The sequence below is a fragment of the Vagococcus martis genome (genome assembly GCF_002026305.1).
Lineage (GTDB): Bacteria > Bacillota > Bacilli > Lactobacillales > Vagococcaceae > Vagococcus > Vagococcus martis.
This window is the reverse complement of record NZ_MVAB01000001.1, coordinates 1,569,684-1,589,039: the sequence shown is the minus strand read 5'-3', so window position 1 is coordinate 1,589,039 and position 19,356 is coordinate 1,569,684. Positions and strand designations below refer to the sequence as shown.

The 19,356-nt window shown below is 34.3% G+C and carries 13 protein-coding genes and 1 pseudogene; 5 read left to right on the top strand and 9 right to left on the bottom strand.

The features are described 5' to 3' along the window. Window positions 1-40 precede the first annotated feature (40 nt). On the bottom strand, window positions 41-790 hold the full coding sequence (locus tag BW731_RS07685; protein ID WP_143592756.1) for a hypothetical protein: 750 nt from the start codon (window positions 788-790) through the stop codon (window positions 41-43). Between the two features lie 182 nt (window positions 791-972). Here BW731_RS07685 and BW731_RS07680 point away from each other — a divergent pair, with 182 nt between their 5' ends. After that, window positions 973-1,905, top strand: a complete 933-nt coding sequence (locus BW731_RS07680; protein ID WP_079347074.1) for an ABC transporter ATP-binding protein — start codon at window positions 973-975, stop codon at window positions 1,903-1,905. Further along, window positions 1,906-2,691 carry an ABC transporter permease gene (locus BW731_RS07675; RefSeq protein WP_079347072.1) on the top strand — a complete coding sequence of 262 codons (786 nt, stop codon included), beginning with the start codon at window positions 1,906-1,908 and terminating at the stop codon, window positions 2,689-2,691. Between the two features lie 20 nt (window positions 2,692-2,711). Here BW731_RS07675 and BW731_RS07670 read toward each other — a convergent pair whose 3' ends face one another. The 7 genes from BW731_RS07670 to BW731_RS07640 all read right to left on the bottom strand — a co-directional run bounded on the left by BW731_RS07670 (window position 2,712) and on the right by BW731_RS07640 (window position 14,611). Further along, entirely contained in the window at window positions 2,712-3,608 is an 897-nt protein-coding gene (locus BW731_RS07670) for a sensor histidine kinase (RefSeq protein ID WP_079347070.1), read from the bottom strand. A 10-nt stretch (window positions 3,609-3,618) separates the two neighbouring features. Further along, window positions 3,619-4,296: a response regulator transcription factor gene (locus BW731_RS07665; protein ID WP_079347068.1), complete on the bottom strand. Its 678-nt coding sequence runs from the start codon at window positions 4,294-4,296 to the stop codon at window positions 3,619-3,621. A gap of 68 nt (window positions 4,297-4,364) precedes the next feature. Next, the gene (locus BW731_RS07660) at window positions 4,365-5,324 is read right to left on the bottom strand and encodes an IS30 family transposase (protein ID WP_079347066.1); all 960 of its coding nucleotides are present in this window, start codon (window positions 5,322-5,324) and stop codon (window positions 4,365-4,367) included. A gap of 143 nt (window positions 5,325-5,467) precedes the next feature. Beyond that, on the bottom strand, window positions 5,468-9,118 hold the full coding sequence (rpoC, locus tag BW731_RS07655; protein ID WP_079347064.1) for a DNA-directed RNA polymerase subunit beta': 3,651 nt from the start codon (window positions 9,116-9,118) through the stop codon (window positions 5,468-5,470). Between the two features lie 45 nt (window positions 9,119-9,163). Further along, the gene (rpoB, locus tag BW731_RS07650; RefSeq protein WP_079347062.1) at window positions 9,164-12,739 is read right to left on the bottom strand and encodes a DNA-directed RNA polymerase subunit beta; all 3,576 of its coding nucleotides are present in this window, start codon (window positions 12,737-12,739) and stop codon (window positions 9,164-9,166) included. Window positions 12,740-13,441: 702 nt separating this feature from the next. Further along, window positions 13,442-14,044 carry a class I SAM-dependent methyltransferase gene (locus tag BW731_RS07645; protein WP_079347060.1) on the bottom strand — a complete coding sequence of 201 codons (603 nt, stop codon included), beginning with the start codon at window positions 14,042-14,044 and terminating at the stop codon, window positions 13,442-13,444. 3 nt (window positions 14,045-14,047) lie between these two features. Next, entirely contained in the window at window positions 14,048-14,611 is a 564-nt protein-coding gene (locus BW731_RS07640; protein WP_079347058.1) for an SGNH/GDSL hydrolase family protein, read from the bottom strand. Window positions 14,612-14,703: 92 nt separating this feature from the next. Here BW731_RS07640 and BW731_RS07635 point away from each other — a divergent pair, with 92 nt between their 5' ends. From BW731_RS07635 to guaA, 3 genes are all read left to right on the top strand, one after another. Continuing rightward, window positions 14,704-15,246, top strand: a complete 543-nt coding sequence (locus tag BW731_RS07635; protein WP_079347057.1) for an acyl-CoA thioesterase — start codon at window positions 14,704-14,706, stop codon at window positions 15,244-15,246. Between the two features lie 12 nt (window positions 15,247-15,258). Further along, on the top strand, window positions 15,259-16,182 hold the full coding sequence (gene coaA, locus BW731_RS07630) for a type I pantothenate kinase (RefSeq protein WP_071457572.1): 924 nt from the start codon (window positions 15,259-15,261) through the stop codon (window positions 16,180-16,182). Between the two features lie 61 nt (window positions 16,183-16,243). Beyond that, window positions 16,244-17,770: a glutamine-hydrolyzing GMP synthase gene (guaA, locus tag BW731_RS07625; protein ID WP_071457884.1), complete on the top strand. Its 1,527-nt coding sequence runs from the start codon at window positions 16,244-16,246 to the stop codon at window positions 17,768-17,770. A gap of 273 nt (window positions 17,771-18,043) precedes the next feature. On the opposite strand, the pseudogene BW731_RS07620 reads toward guaA, so the two are convergent. Further along, a pseudogene (locus tag BW731_RS07620) lies at window positions 18,044-19,348 on the bottom strand (ISL3 family transposase). Window positions 19,349-19,356 lie beyond the last annotated feature (8 nt).

Sequence of the window (19,356 nt, the reverse complement as noted above, 5' to 3'; positions counted from 1 at the left end):
CCTCTATGATTGAGCAATATCAATCATAGAGGTTTTATTTTTATTTATTTACTATTGATAATATACGTTGTAATTCACTGATTGCATCCGTATCTTCTGAATAACTAAACTCTTTTACGTTAATTTGACTTCTTGGAATAGTTCCTTCATCACTTGCTTCATTAAAACCAGTTGATAATGACACATCACTTTTTAACTCATAAATCATACCATTATCACATAGAATATACTTAACAATTGGTTTAGTGGTATCAGCTACTTCACTAAATCCAGCTGCAAATGAACTTTGTTGATGCTCATTTGTGGCTCCAAGAGTGCCATTTATCGAATAATAAAATGTTACACCACCTACGACATGAAGCGGGAAAAAATCATAGCCTGGATTTTCTAGATCTTGTGCCATCGCTAGTCCATCTGGTGTTATAGCAAACCAATCTCCTCGACCTGCTGCTCCGTGATCAAAAAACTCAGATGTAACAGCCATACCACCCACCTTTGCTCTATCGCTTGCCCAATTTAAAAATTGCTGATTTATGTTTTGTAATACGCCTGTTTGATAAAACATCTCTTTTGATAAAGTAGACTCGCCAAACCCTTTTTCTGTATTCTCTTTGGATGTAGTAGACCTTTGTTCGGATGTCTCTTTCGTTGAACTTTGATTTGTTGCTGATTGACTAGCTTCTATACTAGAACTAGTTTGACTAATTTTCGTCTCATCATTATTTGAATTTTGACTACAACCAACTAATACTAAAGATAATGACCATAATGCTACCCATTTTTTCATCATACTCACCTCTATTTTTATTTTGTTAGATTAAGTTTAACATGATTTTGCATATTTGATGTTTTTTTAATTGAGGCCTATTGTAAATTAAAACAATTAAGAATTAATTAATAATTAACTTAAGATTTCGTTTATTAATACACAGTATATTAAACGTATAAATAAAAACAAAGGAGACACGTAACATGGAAAATATTCTAGAATTAAAAAATATTTCAAAATCATTTAAACAATATAATGTACTACATGATATAGACTTAACTATCAAAAAAGGAGATATCTACGGCCTAATAGGAAAAAATGGTGCAGGTAAAACCACACTACTAAAAATTATTACTAGCCTATCAAAACAAAGCTCTGGAACGATTCAATTATTTGGATCACATACACATAAAGATTTTATTCACTCTTTAAAACGCACAGGGAGTGTTATTGAAACACCTGTTGCATATGATAACCTCAGTGCTAAAGAAAATCTAATTTATTATAGTAAATTACGAGGAGTTGTTGATGAAAAAGATATAGAGGATACTTTAAAATTAGTTGACTTATCTGATGTTGGTAAGAAAAAATTTAAACACTTTTCTCTTGGTATGAAACAAAAATTAGGCATAGCCATTGCGCTATTAAGTAAGCCAGACTTTTTAATTTTAGACGAGCCTATTAACGGCCTTGACCCAATAGCTATCGTTGAATTTAGAGAATTACTAAAAAAATTAAATACCGAATTAAACATCACTATCCTTATATCAAGTCATATTCTTACCGAGCTTTATCATGTGGCTAACAGATTTGGTATATTAAATAATGGTACTTTGGTAGAAGAGATTACTAAAGAGGAATTTGAGAAAATGTCTCAAACAATGATAACACTACAAGTAACAGATACAGCAAAGGTGACACCAATATTACACGAGCACTCAATACATAATTTTAAAATCATTTCATCTTCAGAGATCAATATTTATGAACCTGAAGTCGGTGTATCAGAGTTAATTCAAATTTTAATGAATGAAAAAATAGCGATTAATGGAATTTATAAAACAGGAATTGATTTAGAAAATCACTTTAAATCTTTAGTGGATGGTACAGTTTCAACAAATAAGGAGGACAAATAGATGATTGCAACATTTAGAGCAGATTTCTATCGATTATTTAAGACAAAAGGATTTTGGTTGTCACAGTTATTCATTATAGGTTTTATATTTATTTCAATTGCCAGTCAAAGCGTTGGACAAGTAGGTGTGAACCTTGGAGATGCTGCGCAAGAAACAACCTCTCAATCTCAATATGCTATGGAATGGACCGGCATTATATCTGTACAAGCAGTGACATCCATGATGACGATGTTTTTATATGCCATGCTACCAATGTTAGTGATTATTGTTGGTCATGACTTTTCAAAGAAAACATACAAGAATATTTTAACAGTAGGTGTATCTAGAACAAAATACTTTTTATCTCAATACATATCATTTGCTATTATGATTTTATTACAAGTTTTCTATATTTATATGGCTTCATTTTTAACGGGTACTCTTTTTTATGGTGTAGGAAGTGGTTTTAATCAAAAACAACTACTTAATTGGATCATGACAGCTAGTGTTCAATTCATCATGATAATGACTATTTTAACTATCAGTTGTTTTGTCACATATTTAACAAAAAATAATGTGTTATCGATTCTAACAGCCATTATACTACCAATTATCTTAACTCTTTTAAGTTTTATGTTCCAAAATGCCGAATGGGTCAGTCTCTTCGACTTCCAAAATATTTTAGGAGATACTGAATTTATCTTAAGTAGGTCTAATGAACTTTATCAGAGTATTTTGGTAGCTCTTAGTACGATTTTGGTTTTTCTTATGTTAACTATTTATCAATTCAATAAAAGTGAACTATAACTAAAAACATCTCTTTTCAACTAGGAAAGAGATGTTTTTTTATGAGATGGTAAACTTATTAACAATTCAAAGTACTCTTTATTTCCACTAACTTCAGTTGTTCCTCCAAGAAGAGTTGATAGTTCTTTAATGATATATAAACCCAAACCTGAATTCTTATTAACTCTTGATAAATCTTCAGTATAAAATCGTTCAAACAACTTCTCATAATTTGAAATAACTTGATCAGTATGATTAAAAAATACTAGATTAACAACCTGTCCATTCTTTGATAAATTAACTGTTCCCTTATCTATTCCATGATTTAATATATTGCCAAGTGCATTGTCTATAATACGACTAAGTATGTCTTTATCACTAATCATATGTACATTTTTTTCGATTATAATATCTAATTCGATTTGTTTCTTTTTAAAAGCTTCATAATAAGTAACTATCTTTGATTCTATTAAAGAAGACACGTTAACAGACTCTAATTCAACTTCAACTCTATCTTCCATCAAACGATTATATGTCAGTAAATCATCTAACTTTTTTTCAACATCAGTTAAATTTGTAGAAATCTTTTTTACCAAATTCTTCTGTTTGGTATCTACTTGTTTCACTAAAATTTGGGTATAACCACTAGCTACAGTTAAAGGAGTTCTTATATCATGGGAAATATTGTTGATAGCCATATCAAATTGAGTTTGAATTTCTACAAGCTGTTGGTGATTCTGTTTATTTTGTTCAATCATTTTATTTATTTGTGTAATTAATCGTAAAAATACTGAGTTTTTAGTTGGTAATTCAATAATCAAATTGGTTTGGATAGAATTAATATATTTTAAACGTTTTGTAAGTCTTGATAATATGACATGAATGTAAACTAAATATCCCAATATCACTATAGTTATTAAGATAAAAACATAAATCATTTCCTTCTCCTTAATCCGCTAATTTTATACCGATTCCCCAAACTGTGTCAATGTATGTATTATCAGCATCCAATTTTGCTATTTTCTTTCGTAAATTACTAATATGCACGTTTATCGTATTCTCATCACCAAAGTATAATTCATCCCAAACTGTATTATAAATATCCTCTTTTGTATAAACCTTATTTGGAAATAAAAACAACAACTTTAATATTTCAGCTTCTTTTCTTGATAAATCAATCTGTTTATCGTTACTCTTCAATTTAAAAGAGTCTACATCTAACTCAATATTTTTATAGAAAATATTTTTACTATTATCCATAATTGTCTGAGTACTCTTTCTTAACTGGACATTAACTCTAGCTAGTAATTCATCCACATCAAATGGCTTCGTTAAATAATCATCTGCTCCATTGAGTAATGTCTCACTAATTAATTTTTTGTCATTCAAAGCTGTTAGAACAATAACTGGAACTTGATTATTTATTCTAATTTTTTTTAATACATCTTCACCATTCATACCTGGCAACATCATATCTAATATAACTAAATCTATTTGTTTTATTTCTAATAATAATAGACCTTCTGTTCCAGAGAAAGCTACTTCTACTTCATAGTTACTTGTCAACAACTCTTGTAATAGTTGATTAATTTCACTATCATCTTCAATTATTAATATACATTTCATGAACATCTCCCTAAGATAAGTTAATCTTTTTTAATTTTTCTTTTAAAAGAATTTTATACTTTCATTTGTCAAATTAAGCTAGACAAAATATCGTTGTCTACATAACTCAAAAATACTTCCAATGGTGTTTTATAGTTTAATGATTTTCTAGGAATATTATTTCTTTTAGAAGCGATAGATTGGATAAAAGATTCCTCAACTTTGTTGAAATCCATTTGTTTAGGTAATCCATCTTTACGTAATAACCCATTAGAGTTTTCATTTAAGCCACGTTGTGATGGTGTTCCTGGATCGGCAAAATAAATATCAATATCATTTAGATTGCTGATTGATTTCCAATTAGAAAATTCTTTACCACAATCGAATGTGATTGATTTAAATAGATGGCATGGAAACTTTTTAAACCAATTATTTAAACTATTTTCGATATCTATTGCTCGTCTGCCTATTGGTTTTAACGTAATAATCACTTTCGATAGTCTTTCAACGAGTGTGATAACAGCACTTTTATGATCTTTTCCAACAATTGTGTCACCTTCAAGGTGACCAAATTCATTATTAAAGAGTTGATAGTCCTTATTACGTTGATGGATGGTTCTTTTAAAGGCTTGTTTATCTCTTTTTTCTTTATAACCATTCGCTTTCCTTTTACCTTTCATAGGTAATGCGGTCAAATCAAACAGTCCTTGCTTAAATAATCTATAAAGAGTACTGATAGAACATGAGATAGGAAACTCAGCACGACCAATAATGACATCTGGAGTCCATCCTTGAACAACCTTCTTTTGAATGTATTCTGTTTCATTATCAGATAAAGAAATAGGACGCCTGCCACAATTCTTTTTATTATTTTTGTATCTTTTATAGTAATCTAGTGCAGATAATCCCTCATCAAAAGCTTTGTAAACATTATAGATAGTCTGTTTTGCTCGTTTCAATTGTTTCGCAACGTATGTTCCTTTTTTATTTTGATGGTAATAAGCTTCTATCAAAACTAGCTCGTCTGTAGTAAGATGTGTATAGGTCATTTGTGATCACTCTCCTTGTTTTCTTTGGTTGGAAATACAATTTGAGTGTATCACAAATGATTTTTTAGTTGTCTAGCTTAATTTTACAATCGGCGTACTAAAAACTAGCACAAGTCTAATCTGACTCATGCTAGTAATACATTTTATTCTTGATTTTTTAACGCTTCTGCAGCAGCCATTTGTGCTTCAATATCACTGATACTATACACATTTTCACTTGCTACACCCACTTCTTTTGGTTCCATGTTACGGTATTTCGCCATACCAGTACCAGCTGGAATGATTTTACCAATGATAACATTTTCTTTCAATCCAAGTAAGTGGTCTTTTTTACCTCTAATCGCAGCATCTGTCAACACACGAGTTGTTTCCTGGAATGATGCAGCAGATAAGAAGCTGTTTGTTTCAAGTGAAGCTTTAGTAATACCTAACAAGACTGGACGACCAGTTGCAGGTGTTCCTCCAGAAACAAGTGTGTTGTAGTTACGGTCTTTAAATTCACTAATATCAACTAGTGTACCTGGTAAGATATCTGAATCACCTGGATCCATAACTCTTACTTTACGTAACATTTGACGAACCATAACCTCAACGTGTTTATCTCCAATTTCTACCCCTTGCATACGGTAAACTTTTTGTACTTCTTTAAGCAGATAATTTTCAACAGCTAATACATCTTTAACAGTTAACAATTGTTTTGGATCAATTGATCCTTCTGTTAATGGAGTACCACGGTCAATAATATCACCTTCAGCAACTTTCATACGAGAAGTATAAGGCACAGAATATGTTCTTGTATCTGTTGTTCCTTTTACAACTACTTCTTTTGTACGATCTGCTTGATCTTCTGTAATTTCGATGACTTCACCAGCTACTTCAGAAATAACAGCTTGTCCTTTAGGATTACGTGCTTCAAAAATCTCTTGGATACGAGGTAAACCTTGAGTAATATCGTCTCCGGCAACCCCACCCGTATGGAATGTACGCATGGTTAACTGAGTACCAGGCTCACCGATTGATTGGGCAGCAATTGTACCAACTGCTTCTCCAACTTCAACTTCAGAACCAGTCGCCAAGTTACGTCCGTAACAATGTTTACATACACCATGTTTTGTATTACATGTGAAGACTGAACGAATCGTAATTTGTTCAATCCCTGCATCAACAATTTGTCTTGCAATGTCTTCTGTAATGATTTCATTAGCACCAACAATCACTTCTTTAGTTTCAGGATGAATCACTGATTTACGTGTGTAACGACCTAACATACGCTCTTCAAGAGTTTCAATGATTTCATTTCCTTCTTTCATCACTGAAATATCTAAACCACGGTCAGTTCCACAGTCAGTTTCACGAATGATAACATCTTGGGCCACGTCAACTAAACGACGAGTTAAGTAACCTGAATCGGCTGTCTTAAGGGCTGTATCGGTCATACCTTTACGAGCACCGTGAGTCGAGATAAACATTTCTAAGACAGTTAACCCTTCACGGAAGTTAGATACGATAGGTAACTCCATAATACGACCATTAGGAGCGGCCATAAGTCCACGCATACCAGCTAACTGAGTAAAGTTGGAGATGTTACCACGAGCTCCAGAATCACTCATCATGAAGATTGGGTTACGTGCGTCTAAACTTTCCATCAGTTTTTCTTGGATAGCATCTTTTGTTGCATTCCAAATACCAATAACTCGTTCATAACGCTCGTCATCTGTTATTAAACCACGACGGAATTGTTTTGTTACTTTTTCTACTTGATCATGTGCTTCTTCAATCATTGCTTGTTTTTCATGTAAAACAACGATATCGGCAATCCCTACAGTCATACCTGCATAAGTAGAATGTTTGTAACCTAAGTCTTTCATTCTATCTAACATTTTAGATGTTTCAGTAATTTTGAAACGTTTGAAGACTTCAGCGATAATATTACCAAGATTTTTCTTCTTGAATGGTCCAATTTCTGGTTGTTCTTTGATAAATGCAGGAATATCTGCTCCGGCTTCAACAAAGTATTTATCAGGTGTTTGAACTGTCAAGTTATAATCAGTTGGTTCATTTAAGTAAGGGAATTCTGGTGGCATAATCTCATTAAAGATTGCTTTACCAACAGTTGTTGTTAAAATGCGTTCACGTTGCCACTCTGTAAATGGTTTCTCAGGCATTGAGCTTGTTTGTAAACCAATACGAGTATGTAAGTGGACACAACCGTTTCTCCATGCTAAAACAACTTCGTCTAAGTCACGGAAAATCATTCCTTCACCAATTTGTCCTGGTTCTTCCATTGTTAAGTAGTAGTTACCAAGGACCATATCTTGAGATGGTGTAACAACTGGTTTACCATCTTTTGGATTAAGGATATTTTGAGCAGCAAGCATTAACATGCGTGCTTCAGCTTGAGCTTCTTCGTTTAATGGAACGTGAACCGCCATTTGGTCCCCATCGAAATCGGCATTATACGCCTCACATACTAATGGGTGAAGACGAATCGCGCGTCCTTCAACTAAAACTGGCTCAAACGCTTGGATACCAAGTCTATGTAGAGTAGGTGCTCGGTTAAGTAATACAGGATGTTCTTTAATCACATCTTCTAATACATCCCAAACAGCGTCTTCTTGACGTTCGATTTGGCGTTTTGCATTTTTAATGTTGCTTGCAATTTCACGCTTAACTAATTCATGCATCACAAATGGTTTAAATAATTCAATTGCCATCTCTTTTGGCAACCCACATTGATACATTTTTAAGAAAGGTCCAACAACGATAACTGAACGGCCTGAGTAGTCAACACGTTTACCTAATAAGTTTTGACGGAAACGACCTTGTTTCCCTTTCAACATATGAGATAACGATTTAAGTGGACGGTTACCGGGTCCAGTTACTGGACGGCCACGACGACCATTATCAATTAACGCATCTACCGCTTCTTGAAGCATACGTTTTTCATTTTGAACGATAATTCCTGGTGCATTTAAGTCTAATAAACGTTTCAAACGGTTATTACGATTAATAACACGACGGTATAAGTCGTTCAAATCACTTGTTGCAAAACGTCCACCTTCTAATTGAACCATCGGACGTAAATCTGGTGGGATAATTGGTACAACGTCCATTACCATCCAGTCAGGATCATTTCCTGATGTACGGAATGCTTCTAAGATATCTAAACGACGAATAGCACGCGTTCTTTTTTGTCCAGACGCTTTTTTCAATTCTTCTTTTAATTCAGCGACTTCTTTTTCTAAATCAACTTGTTCTAATAAACGTTTGATTGCTTCAGCACCCATACCAGCTTTAAATGCTTGGCCATATTGCTGACGTTTTTCACGGTATTCACGTTCAGTTAGAAGTTGTTTTAATTCTAAGTTAGTATCACCTGGATCTGTTACCACATAAGAAGCAAAATAAATGATTTCTTCTAATGCTCTAGGACTCATATCTAATACAAGACCCATACGACTAGGAATTCCTTTAAAATACCAAATATGTGTTACTGGAGCTGCAAGTTCGATATGACCCATACGTTCACGACGAACTTTAGAACGTGTTACCTCAACCCCACAGCGGTCACAAACGATTCCCTTATAACGGATACGTTTATATTTACCACAAGCACATTCCCAGTCCTTAGTAGGACCGAAAATACGCTCACAGAAAAGACCATCACGTTCTGGTTTTAAAGTACGGTAGTTTATTGTCTCTGGTTTTTTCACTTCACCATATGACCAGCTTCTAATTTTTTCAGAAGAAGCTAGTCCAATTTGCATACTTTCAAATTTATTTACATCGATCAAAAGATGTCCCTCCGTTTCTTTGTCTGTCAGAATAATTCAGCTGGATTATTCTTGGTTTTCTTGTGCATCTTTCAACGATTTTTCTGCTAATGCTTTTTCTTCTTGCTCTTTAGCATATTTTGCTAAGGCATCAACAGTAATCAAATCATCGTCCTCATCATCCATATCACGTAATTCAATCTCTTGATCGTCTGCATCTAATACTCGCATGTCTAATCCTAAAGCTTGTAACTCTTTAACAAGTACGCGGAATGATTCAGGAACACCTGGTTTTTGAATTGGTTCACCTTTAACGATAGATTCGTAAGTTTTCACACGACCAACAACGTCATCTGATTTATAAGTCAAGATTTCTTGTAAAGTGTAAGCAGCTCCGTATGCTTCAAGAGCCCAAACTTCCATCTCTCCAAAACGTTGTCCACCAAATTGTGCTTTACCACCAAGTGGTTGTTGTGTAACTAGTGAGTAAGGTCCAATAGAACGAGCATGTAACTTATCATCAACCATGTGAGCAAGTTTCAGCATGTACATTACACCTACAGAAATACGGTTATCAAATGGTTCACCTGTACGTCCGTCATAAAGAACAGTCTTAGCGTCACGAGCAAGTCCTGCTTCTTCAACAGTACTCCATACATCTTCTTCATTTGCCCCATCAAATACTGGTGTTGCAACATGGATGTTTAATGAGCGAGCTGCCATACCTAAATGCAACTCTAATACTTGTCCAATGTTCATACGAGAAGGTACCCCTAATGGGTTTAACATGATATCAACTGGTGTACCATCTGGTAAGAATGGCATATCTTCTTCTGGCATAATACGAGATACTACCCCTTTATTACCATGACGACCGGCCATTTTATCTCCTTCATGAATTTTACGTTTTTGAACGATGTACACACGAACTAACATGTTAACACCTGGAGATAACTCATCTCCGCCTTCACGAGTAAAGATTTTAACATCATGAACAATACCGCCTCCACCATGTGGAACACGTAGAGATGTGTCACGAACTTCACGCGCTTTTTCTCCGAAGATTGCATGTAATAGGCGTTCTTCTGCTGATAATTCTGTTACCCCTTTAGGAGTGACTTTACCAACAAGTAAATCACCATCTTTTACTTCAGCACCGATACGGATAATACCCATCTCGTCTAAGTTTTTAAGTGCATCTTCCCCAACGTTTGGTAACTCACGAGTAATTTCTTCAGGTCCTAATTTTGTGTCACGTGCTTCTGATTCGTATTCTTCAATATGAATAGATGTGTACACATCATCTTTAACTAATCGGCGACTCATAATAATCGCATCTTCATAGTTGTAACCTTCCCAAGTCATGAATGCTACTAAAACGTTTTGTCCTAATGCCATTTCCCCTTCTTCCATAGAAGAACCGTCAGCTAATGTATCGCCTTTTTCAACGATTTCACCTTTTCTAACGATAGGGCGTTGGTTATAACTTGTACCAGCATTTGAACGATGGAATTTAATCACATTATATTTATCTAAAGCACCGTCATTACGACGAACACGTACTTCACGTGCATCAACGTATTCAACGACACCATCATGTTTACATAAAAGTGCTGCCCCTGAGTCATGTGCAGCTTTGTATTCCATACCAGTCCCTACAAGTGGAGACCGTGGTTGAATCAAAGGTACTGCCTGACGTTGCATGTTCGCTCCCATAAGCGCACGGTTAGAGTCATCGTTTTCCAAGAAAGGAATACATGCTGTCGCTACCGCAACTACTTGTTTAGGTGAAACGTCCATGTAGTCAACTTTATCAACTGACACTTCTAAGTTTTCACTTTGAATACGAGCCATAACTACGTCTTCTGCAAACGTACCATCTTCATTTAGTGGAGAGTTCGCTTGCGCTACCATGTAATGGTCTTCCTCGTCAGCTGTTAAGTAATCAATATGTTCTGTAACACGTCTTGTTTCACGATCAACACGACGATATGGTGTTTCGATGAAACCATATTTATTTACTTTCGCATAACTTGACAAACTATTGATTAACCCGATGTTTGGTCCCTCAGGTGTTTCAATCGGACACATACGACCATAATGCGAGTAATGTACGTCACGTACTTCATATCCAGCACGATCACGTGTTAAACCGCCAGGTCCTAAGGCTGATAGACGACGTTTATGCGTCAACTCACCTAATGGATTAGTTTGATCCATGAATTGTGATAACTGAGAAGAACCAAAGAATTCTTTCATAGATGCCACAACCGGACGAATATTAATCAATTGTTGCGGAGTTAATGTCTCAGTGTCTTGGATAGACATTCTTTCACGAACCACACGTTCCATACGAGATAACCCAATACGGAATTGATTTTGTAATAATTCACCAACCGAACGAATACGACGGTTTCCTAAATGGTCAATATCATCTACTTTTCCAATATCTTCCATTAAGTTTAAGAAGTAACTGATTGTTGCCACAATATCAGCAGAACGAATTGTGCGTACATCTGCATCAAGTTGACCGTTACCAATCACATTTACAACACGTTCAGGATCTTTTGGTGACACAACTTTAATGATTTGAACAGTCATTGGTTCAGTAACCACACCATCTTCACTTGGATAGTATGTTTCGTTGTTTAAACCATTATCTAAATGTTTTTCTAATTCATCCATCACTGTATGCGTGATAACTGTTCCTTTTTCTACAAGGATTTCTCCTGTTTCAGGATCAACTAATGTTTCAGCTAACGTTTGGTTTAACAAACGTGTTTTAAGGCTTAATTTTTTATTTACTTTGTAACGACCAACTGCTGCTAAGTCGTAACGTTTTGGGTCAAAGAAACGAGAGTTCAATAAGTTTCTTGAACTTTCAGCAGTCTTTGGCTCGCCTGGACGAAGTCTTTCATAAACATCTTTTAACGCTTCTTCCGTACGAGAATCGCTAGAATTTTTATGAATATCTTTTTCAATTGTTAATTGTAAACTTTCGCTTTCACCAAAGATTTCTGTAATAGTCGTATCTGAACCAAATCCTAATGCTCTAACTAATACTGTTAAAGGAATTTTTCTTGTTCTATCAATACGAGCATAAGAAAGGTTTTTCGCGTCTGTTTCAAGCTCTAACCATGCGCCACGGTTAGGAATAACAGTTGTTCCAAATCCCTCATGTCCATTTTTTTCTTTCTTCTCATTGAAATAAACTCCGGGTGATCTTACTAACTGTGATACCACTACACGCTCAGCACCATTGATAATAAATGTTCCCATCTCTGTCATTAGTGGGAAATCTCCAAAGAACACTTCTTGTGACTTAATTTCTCCTGTCACTTGATTATCCAATCGTAATGTTACGTGGATAGGAGCTGAGTAGTTAGCATCATGTGCGCGAGCTTCCTCAACTGTATACTTTGGTTCTTTCATTTCATAATCGACAAATTCTAATGATAATTTATCGCTAAAATCTGTAATTGGCATAATGTCCTCAAACATTTCGCGCAAACCTTCATCTAAAAACCACTTATAAGAATCAGTTTGAATTTCAATTAAGTTTGGCAATTCTAGTACTTCACTAATCCTAGAATAGCTACGTCTTTCTCGGTGTTTTCCGTATTTCACTACGTGTCCAACCAAATTAGTCACCCCTCTGAGTTTTTTCAAAAATACCTTATGTTACAAATGTTAAAAACATATAACATTTTCGTTACTTATCTGTTTTAAAGTAAAAAAAAACCAAAAATAGACGTTGAACATATCTTGATATGGTCGTTCTATTTTTGTTTCCTATAAAGAAAGGCATATGGACAATATTTCATCGCCTTCAACATTCAAAACATAAAGGTTTCTGCAACTAATCATTTTAGCGTAAAAAAACTTATTTGTCAATATTTTTCAATAAAAAAAAGCTAGAATTTCTTCTAGCCTCTCCCCCATAAAACAATCCATCATAACAAACTAACCCGCAAAGTATTTTTCCCCTACAAAAAATACTCACATGAGTTAATTAATCAGGACTGGCGTTCCCTGTTTATCTAATCTTATTCCCCTAGATAAGTCATTAGATAAACAACTAAATGTTATTTTGTTTTCATTATATTGGAACCTGTTGTTCATATGCCCTTACTCATACTAAAACAGTGTGTTAAACACGTGTTCTGACTTATATACATAATCATAATATAAGTCTCATAATAAACCATCTCTAAACGGAACCGCTATTTCATTATAATGATTTTTACTGATCTTTTTATCCCACTTTTTTCCTATCTATACGCAATATGTTCGTTAAATCTTTTTTGAATAGCTGTTCATATATCAAATCGTTCGGATTTAACGTTATATTTTATAACTTTTAAAAATGGAGTATCCTTTTGAACTTGTTACCACCTCAACTTGTCCAAAGACTTCTTCCATTTTTTTCTTCGCGCTCGGTGCCCCTTGTTTTTTTTGAATAACAATCGTTAACGTCCCATTTGATTGTAAATGTTCTTTCGCGCCTTCTATGATTCCATGCACAATTTTTTTTCCTGCACGTATTGGTGGATTACTTACAACAGCTGCAAAATCTTTTTTTGTCACTGAATCATAAACACTTGATTCATACACTTCAATATTTCTTATACCATTTAATCCAGCGTTTTCTCTTGCTAATTCCATCGCACGCTCGTTTACATCAACCATATGGACATGACGTTTAGTTGAATCGGCTAAAGATAAACCAATAGGACCATAACCACATCCAACATCTAATATGTCTCCCTCTGGCAAATCATCTTCTGAAAAAGCTTCTATTAAAACGCGTGACCCAAAATCAACTGTATCTCTTGAGAAAACATTACTATCGGTAATAAACTGATATGTTTTTCCTAATAATGGATACGTCCATGTTTTTCTGTCATGAGCTGTTTCAGGTTTGTTTGTATAATAATGTGCTGTCATTTTTCACACTCTTTCTTTAATTGTATCTACTATTAATTTTGCTAATAAATTATACCCATCTTCTGAAAAATGTAGACCATCAGATTGTAAATAACGTGTTGGGGCTTCAGAGGCAATCATTTCTCCCAATAAATCAATGTAGCTTATGTTAAATAATTTAGCAACTCGTTGGGCCGCATTATTGTATTGCATCAAATCAACTAGTGGGCGTTCATTGCGATACATCATTTGATGAGCATAAGGTGGGCCAATCAGCACGACCTTTTTTGCCCCAATCTGTTCCACTAAGTAAGTTAAATTCTCTTCATATTGTAATAATGAAATACCTGAAAGTTTTTCAGCATCATTTGCCCCAAAGAAAATCGTCACAATATCTGGCTCATAAGACACGACATGATCTTGATAACGACTAATCGCACCCTTAGAGGTATCACCAGGGATTCCCGCATTTATAATCGTAACTTTTTTATTTAACAACTGTTCGATTTTTGTATTTAAAATAATGTCAATTTCACCATTTTTATAACCTGCAGTAATACTATCACCAAATAATATTATTTTTTTCATCTTTCAAACCTCATTTCATTATCTCAGCGTTTATCTATGATATAATCAGTTAGACTTTATAATATCATACCACGAAAAAAGGAGTTTTTAACGTGTTTGTATCACTACCAAATGAAAAAAAATGCAAGGAATCTTACGCTATTCAAACTCATCGCGTATTTCCTAATGATCTTAACTCATTCGGTGCCTTATTTGGAGGAAAACTAATGTCTTTAATTGATGACACAGCTTCTATTGCTGTTTCTCGCCACTGCCGTATTCCAACAATGACAGCATCAACTGATAGTTTAGATTTTTTACATCCTATCTATGAAAATGATGCTGTAACGGTTGAAGCATATGTTTCAGGTACTGGTAAAAAATCAATGGAAGTTTTTGTCAAAGTAACTGGTGAAGACTTAAACACAGGACAACATTATTTAGCTGCAACCTGTTTTATGACATTTGTTGTTGTAAAAGTGGATGAGACATTTACAAGCGTTCCTGCGATTATACCTGAATCTATTGAAGAAAAAATGATTCATAAAGGATACAATAAGCGACGAGAAAATAGACTAAGAGAACTATCATTTAATAAAGAATTAGGTCAATATATCTCTCAACAATTACCTAATCTGATTGAAGATGATAAGTAGAGGAATCGACTCATGGATGAAAAAACAAATTTCTATCATTTAACTCGTGATGAGTGGCAAGGTTTTTATCGTAATGGTACTGCACCATTAACGGATGAAGAACTGCAACAAATTAAAAGTTACAACGATACTATTTCCTTACAAGACGTACAGGACATTTATATTCCACTGACTCATTTAATCAATATATATATGAAGGAATATGAATCACTACACCTAAGTAAGGGGTTATTCATGCAGAAGTTTTTACCTCCTTCTCCATTTATCATTGGGGTTGCTGGTAGTGTGGCCGTTGGAAAAAGCACGACAGCTCGTTTACTACAAATGATGCTCTCTCGTATTTTTAAACGACGTCATGTCCAACTCATCACAACGGATGGTTTTTTATATTCTACTGATGAATTAACCAAACGAGGTATTTTAAATAAAAAAGGATTCCCTGAAAGTTATGATATGGAAAAATTATTATCTTTTTTAAATGCTGTTAAAAACGGTGGAGATAATTTAAAAATCCCTACCTATTCTCATGAAGTTTATGACATTATTCCCGGGGAATTTGAAACAATTTCGCAACCTGATATCTTGATAGTTGAAGGGATTAACGTCCTACAACTTCCAGCTAACCAACACATTTATATCAGTGATTTCTTCGACTTTTCAGTCTATGTCGATGCTGATCCACAACTGATTGAAAGTTGGTATTTAAAACGCTTCGAAGATTTATTGGTTCTTGCAAAAAATGATAAAACTAATTATTATTATGAATATGCTAATGGTCCGCGTGAAGAAGCATTAGCGATGGCTCGTCGTGTGTGGAAAGATGTCAATCTAAAAAACCTCAATGAGTTCATTTTGCCAACTCGTAGCCGTGCAGATGTTATCTTGCACAAAGCACAAAATCACGAGATTGATGAAATTTATTTACGTAAGTTTTAATAATATTAATATATAGAAAGAAAAGGTGAAGTAAGTGACGAAAGTATCTGAACTTAAAGATATGGAAAAGATTATAGTGTTAGATTTTGGTAGCCAGTACAACCAGTTAATCACACGACGTATTCGTGAATTGGGTGTATTCTCAGAATTATTGAGCCACAAAATTACTGCTGAAGAAATCAAAGAAATTGCTCCTAAAGGAATTATTTTCTCTGGTGGACCAAACAGTGTGTATGATGATGGAAGTTTTAATATTGACCCAGAAATATTTGAATTAGGCATTCCTATTTTAGGTATTTGTTACGGTATGCAACTAATGACACACAAATTAGGTGGCGTTGTTTCTGAAGCTGATAGCCGCGAATATGGTAAAGCTGTATTATCTCTAACAAACGAATCAACTTTATTTGATTCTCTACCGGAAGAACAACAAGTTTGGATGAGCCATGGTGACTTAGTTACTGAAGTGCCGGAAGGATTCACCGTTACAGCAACAAGTGAAAACTGTCCAATCTCTGCTATGGAAAATCATGCGAAAAAAATGTATGCTGTTCAATTCCATCCAGAAGTTCGTCATTCAATCAATGGTAATGATATGCTACGTCAGTTTGCTTTTGACATCTGTGGATGTAAAGGTGATTGGTCAATGGATAGCTTTATCGATATCGAAATCGCTAAAATCCGCGAACAAGTTGGAGACAAAAAAGTCTTACTTGCTTTATCAGGTGGGGTTGACTCAAGTGTTGTTGGGGTATTATTACAACGCGCCATTGGGGATCAATTAACTTGTATCTTTGTTGACCATGGTTTATTACGTAAAGGTGAAGCAGACCAAGTAATGGAAAGTTTAGGTGGAAAATTCGGCTTAAACATCATTAAAGTGGATGCAAAAGATCGCTTCTTAGATAAATTAAAAGGTGTTTCTGATCCTGAACAAAAACGTAAAATCATTGGTAATGAATTTATCTACTTATTTGATGATGAAGCAGCAAAACTTGATGGGATTGAATTCTTAGCTCAAGGAACACTTTATACAGATGTTATCGAAAGTGGAACTGATACAGCTGAAGTGATCAAATCACATCATAACGTTGGTGGACTTCCTGAAGATATGGCGTTCAAATTAATTGAACCATTAAACACATTATTTAAAGACGAAGTTCGTGCGTTAGGGACTGAACTTGGCATGCCAGACTCAATCGTATGGCGTCAACCATTCCCAGGTCCTGGATTAGGAATCCGCGTTTTAGGTGAAATTACTGAAGAAAAATTAGAAATCGTGCGCGAAAGTGACGCTATCTTACGCGAAGAAATCGCAAATGCTGGTTTAGATCGTGACATTTGGCAATACTTTACTGTTTTACCAGGCATCCGTTCTGTTGGGGTTATGGGAGACGGTCGTACGTATGACTACACTATCGGTATCCGTGCCATTACATCAATTGATGGTATGACTGCTGACTTTGCTCGTATTGATTGGGACTTATTACAAAAAATCTCAGTTCGTATCGTAAATGAAGTCGATCACGTTAACCGTATCGTGTATGATATTACAAGTAAACCACCTGCAACTGTTGAGTGGGAATAGAATTGTTATTTTATATATTAACAAGCATTAAAATATAGATTATATATCAATATTTATGAAAATTAAAACGTCATTTTCATAATATGACATTAAACTTTGGCTCTATGTCAAATCGTGTTGATGGACAATAATATTGATAAAAAAGTCTCAAAAATGAAATAAAATTAATTGGAGTGAGGGAAGAAATTCCGGCTCTTTGTCAAATTGGACTGATGAGTTAAATTTGTAAGATGATGATTGTGAGAGTAATCTCACATTTATCATCTTTTTTAGTTATTTTATTTTTATAAGGCCGTTTATCAAGAAAATTCTTATTCTCATATTGTGAAATGTTTTGAATCCGTATGACACTTTTTTAAGTGTTTTTATAGGAGTATTCTTGGCTTCAATGTTTTCATTGGAAAAATCATAAAGAAGGGCATTACGAATACCTGTTTCATAGGCAAATAAGTTCTCTAATTTGTCTTTAAATAGCTTATCTAAGTTATTAGGTAAGTTTTTTTACAGGTCAAAAAATGATTGACCGTCTTTATTCCTAAAATGATACGTTAGTAGTTGGAAAGTATCATAAGCCTCTTTTAGATTTGAAGAGCATGATAGTAGCCAATCAATCATCATTGATTCCGTTAAAAGAGGATACTTAGGAGAAGAAAAACTTCTCCAAGTTTTGAATTCAGAAATAGAAATATTAAGTTGATTTTTTAAAAGAAATTTCCAATTTGATTTCAGTTTATTAGCCTCTGATTTTTTCTTTTGGCGAATCAATACTTTCATTTCCCGTGCCCTAAATTCATTAAAAGCAGTATTTAAATGCTTTATAACATGGAATCGATCGATGATGATATTAGCAGTTGGAAAGACTCTTTTAGTCAATTGAAAATAGGAAGCGTTCATATCAGTGACTAGAAATTTTACTTTCTGTCGTTCCTATAAGGGCGTACGATTAAAATAAACAGTGAGTTTGTTTAATGTCCGACTAGGTAGTATATCTACTAATTCTCCTGTTTTTCCATCGGCATATATAAAGCTCATTTTATCTTCACTAGTAGCATGCAATCTAAATTCATCTACCATTAAAACTTCAGGAACCTGCAGGAGTTTAAGTTGGTGAGGGAATTGAGTTTCAACAGATTTAAGAACCCTTAAAACAGTCGTTAAGGAGACTTAGCATAATTTAGCGATTAACGTCATAGATATTTTTTCAGTTAAAAGTTCTAAGATTTGCAAAGTAATAAACTTACTAATATGACAATTTTTTTCAACGATTGAGCATTCAGCAGTCCAATTGTGGTTACAATTTTTACAATGGAAACGTTGTTTCTTTAGCTTTAAAATGGTAGGTAGGTTTTGATAAGGTAATAGACGAATAGTGACTTCTTTTTTCCCATTTCTCACAACATTTGTTTTTCCATCACTATCAACAACGGCTGAGCGGCAATTTTTACAAGCCGAAGGTATAGGGGAATAAGTCCCTTTAATAATTAAAGTGTTTCTTCCATTAATGTTAGCTTCTTCTGTACTAGTTAAATTCAAATGATTATCTGTTATTCTTAGCATTTTTTTGATATGATTGTTCATGACATGTC

Bases quoted from the DNA above. Each gene is read 5' to 3' on its own strand.
- BW731_RS07680 (WP_079347074.1), top strand. From the start codon at position 973: ATGGAAAATATTCTAGAATTAAAAAATATTTCAAAATCATTTAAACAA.
- coaA (WP_071457572.1), top strand. From the start codon at position 15,259: ATGGATGAAAAAACAAATTTCTATCATTTAACTCGTGATGAGTGGCAA.
- guaA (WP_071457884.1), top strand. From the start codon at position 16,244: ATGGAAAAGATTATAGTGTTAGATTTTGGTAGCCAGTACAACCAGTTA.
- BW731_RS07660 (WP_079347066.1), bottom strand. From the start codon at position 5,324: ATGACCTATACACATCTTACTACAGACGAGCTAGTTTTGATAGAAGCT.
- BW731_RS07670 (WP_079347070.1), bottom strand. From the start codon at position 3,608: ATGATTTATGTTTTTATCTTAATAACTATAGTGATATTGGGATATTTA.
- BW731_RS07640 (WP_079347058.1), bottom strand. From the start codon at position 14,611: ATGAAAAAAATAATATTATTTGGTGATAGTATTACTGCAGGTTATAAA.
- BW731_RS07675 (WP_079347072.1), top strand. From the start codon at position 1,906: ATGATTGCAACATTTAGAGCAGATTTCTATCGATTATTTAAGACAAAA.
- BW731_RS07665 (WP_079347068.1), bottom strand. From the start codon at position 4,296: ATGAAATGTATATTAATAATTGAAGATGATAGTGAAATTAATCAACTA.
- BW731_RS07645 (WP_079347060.1), bottom strand. From the start codon at position 14,044: ATGACAGCACATTATTATACAAACAAACCTGAAACAGCTCATGACAGA.
- BW731_RS07685 (WP_143592756.1), bottom strand. From the start codon at position 790: ATGATGAAAAAATGGGTAGCATTATGGTCATTATCTTTAGTATTAGTT.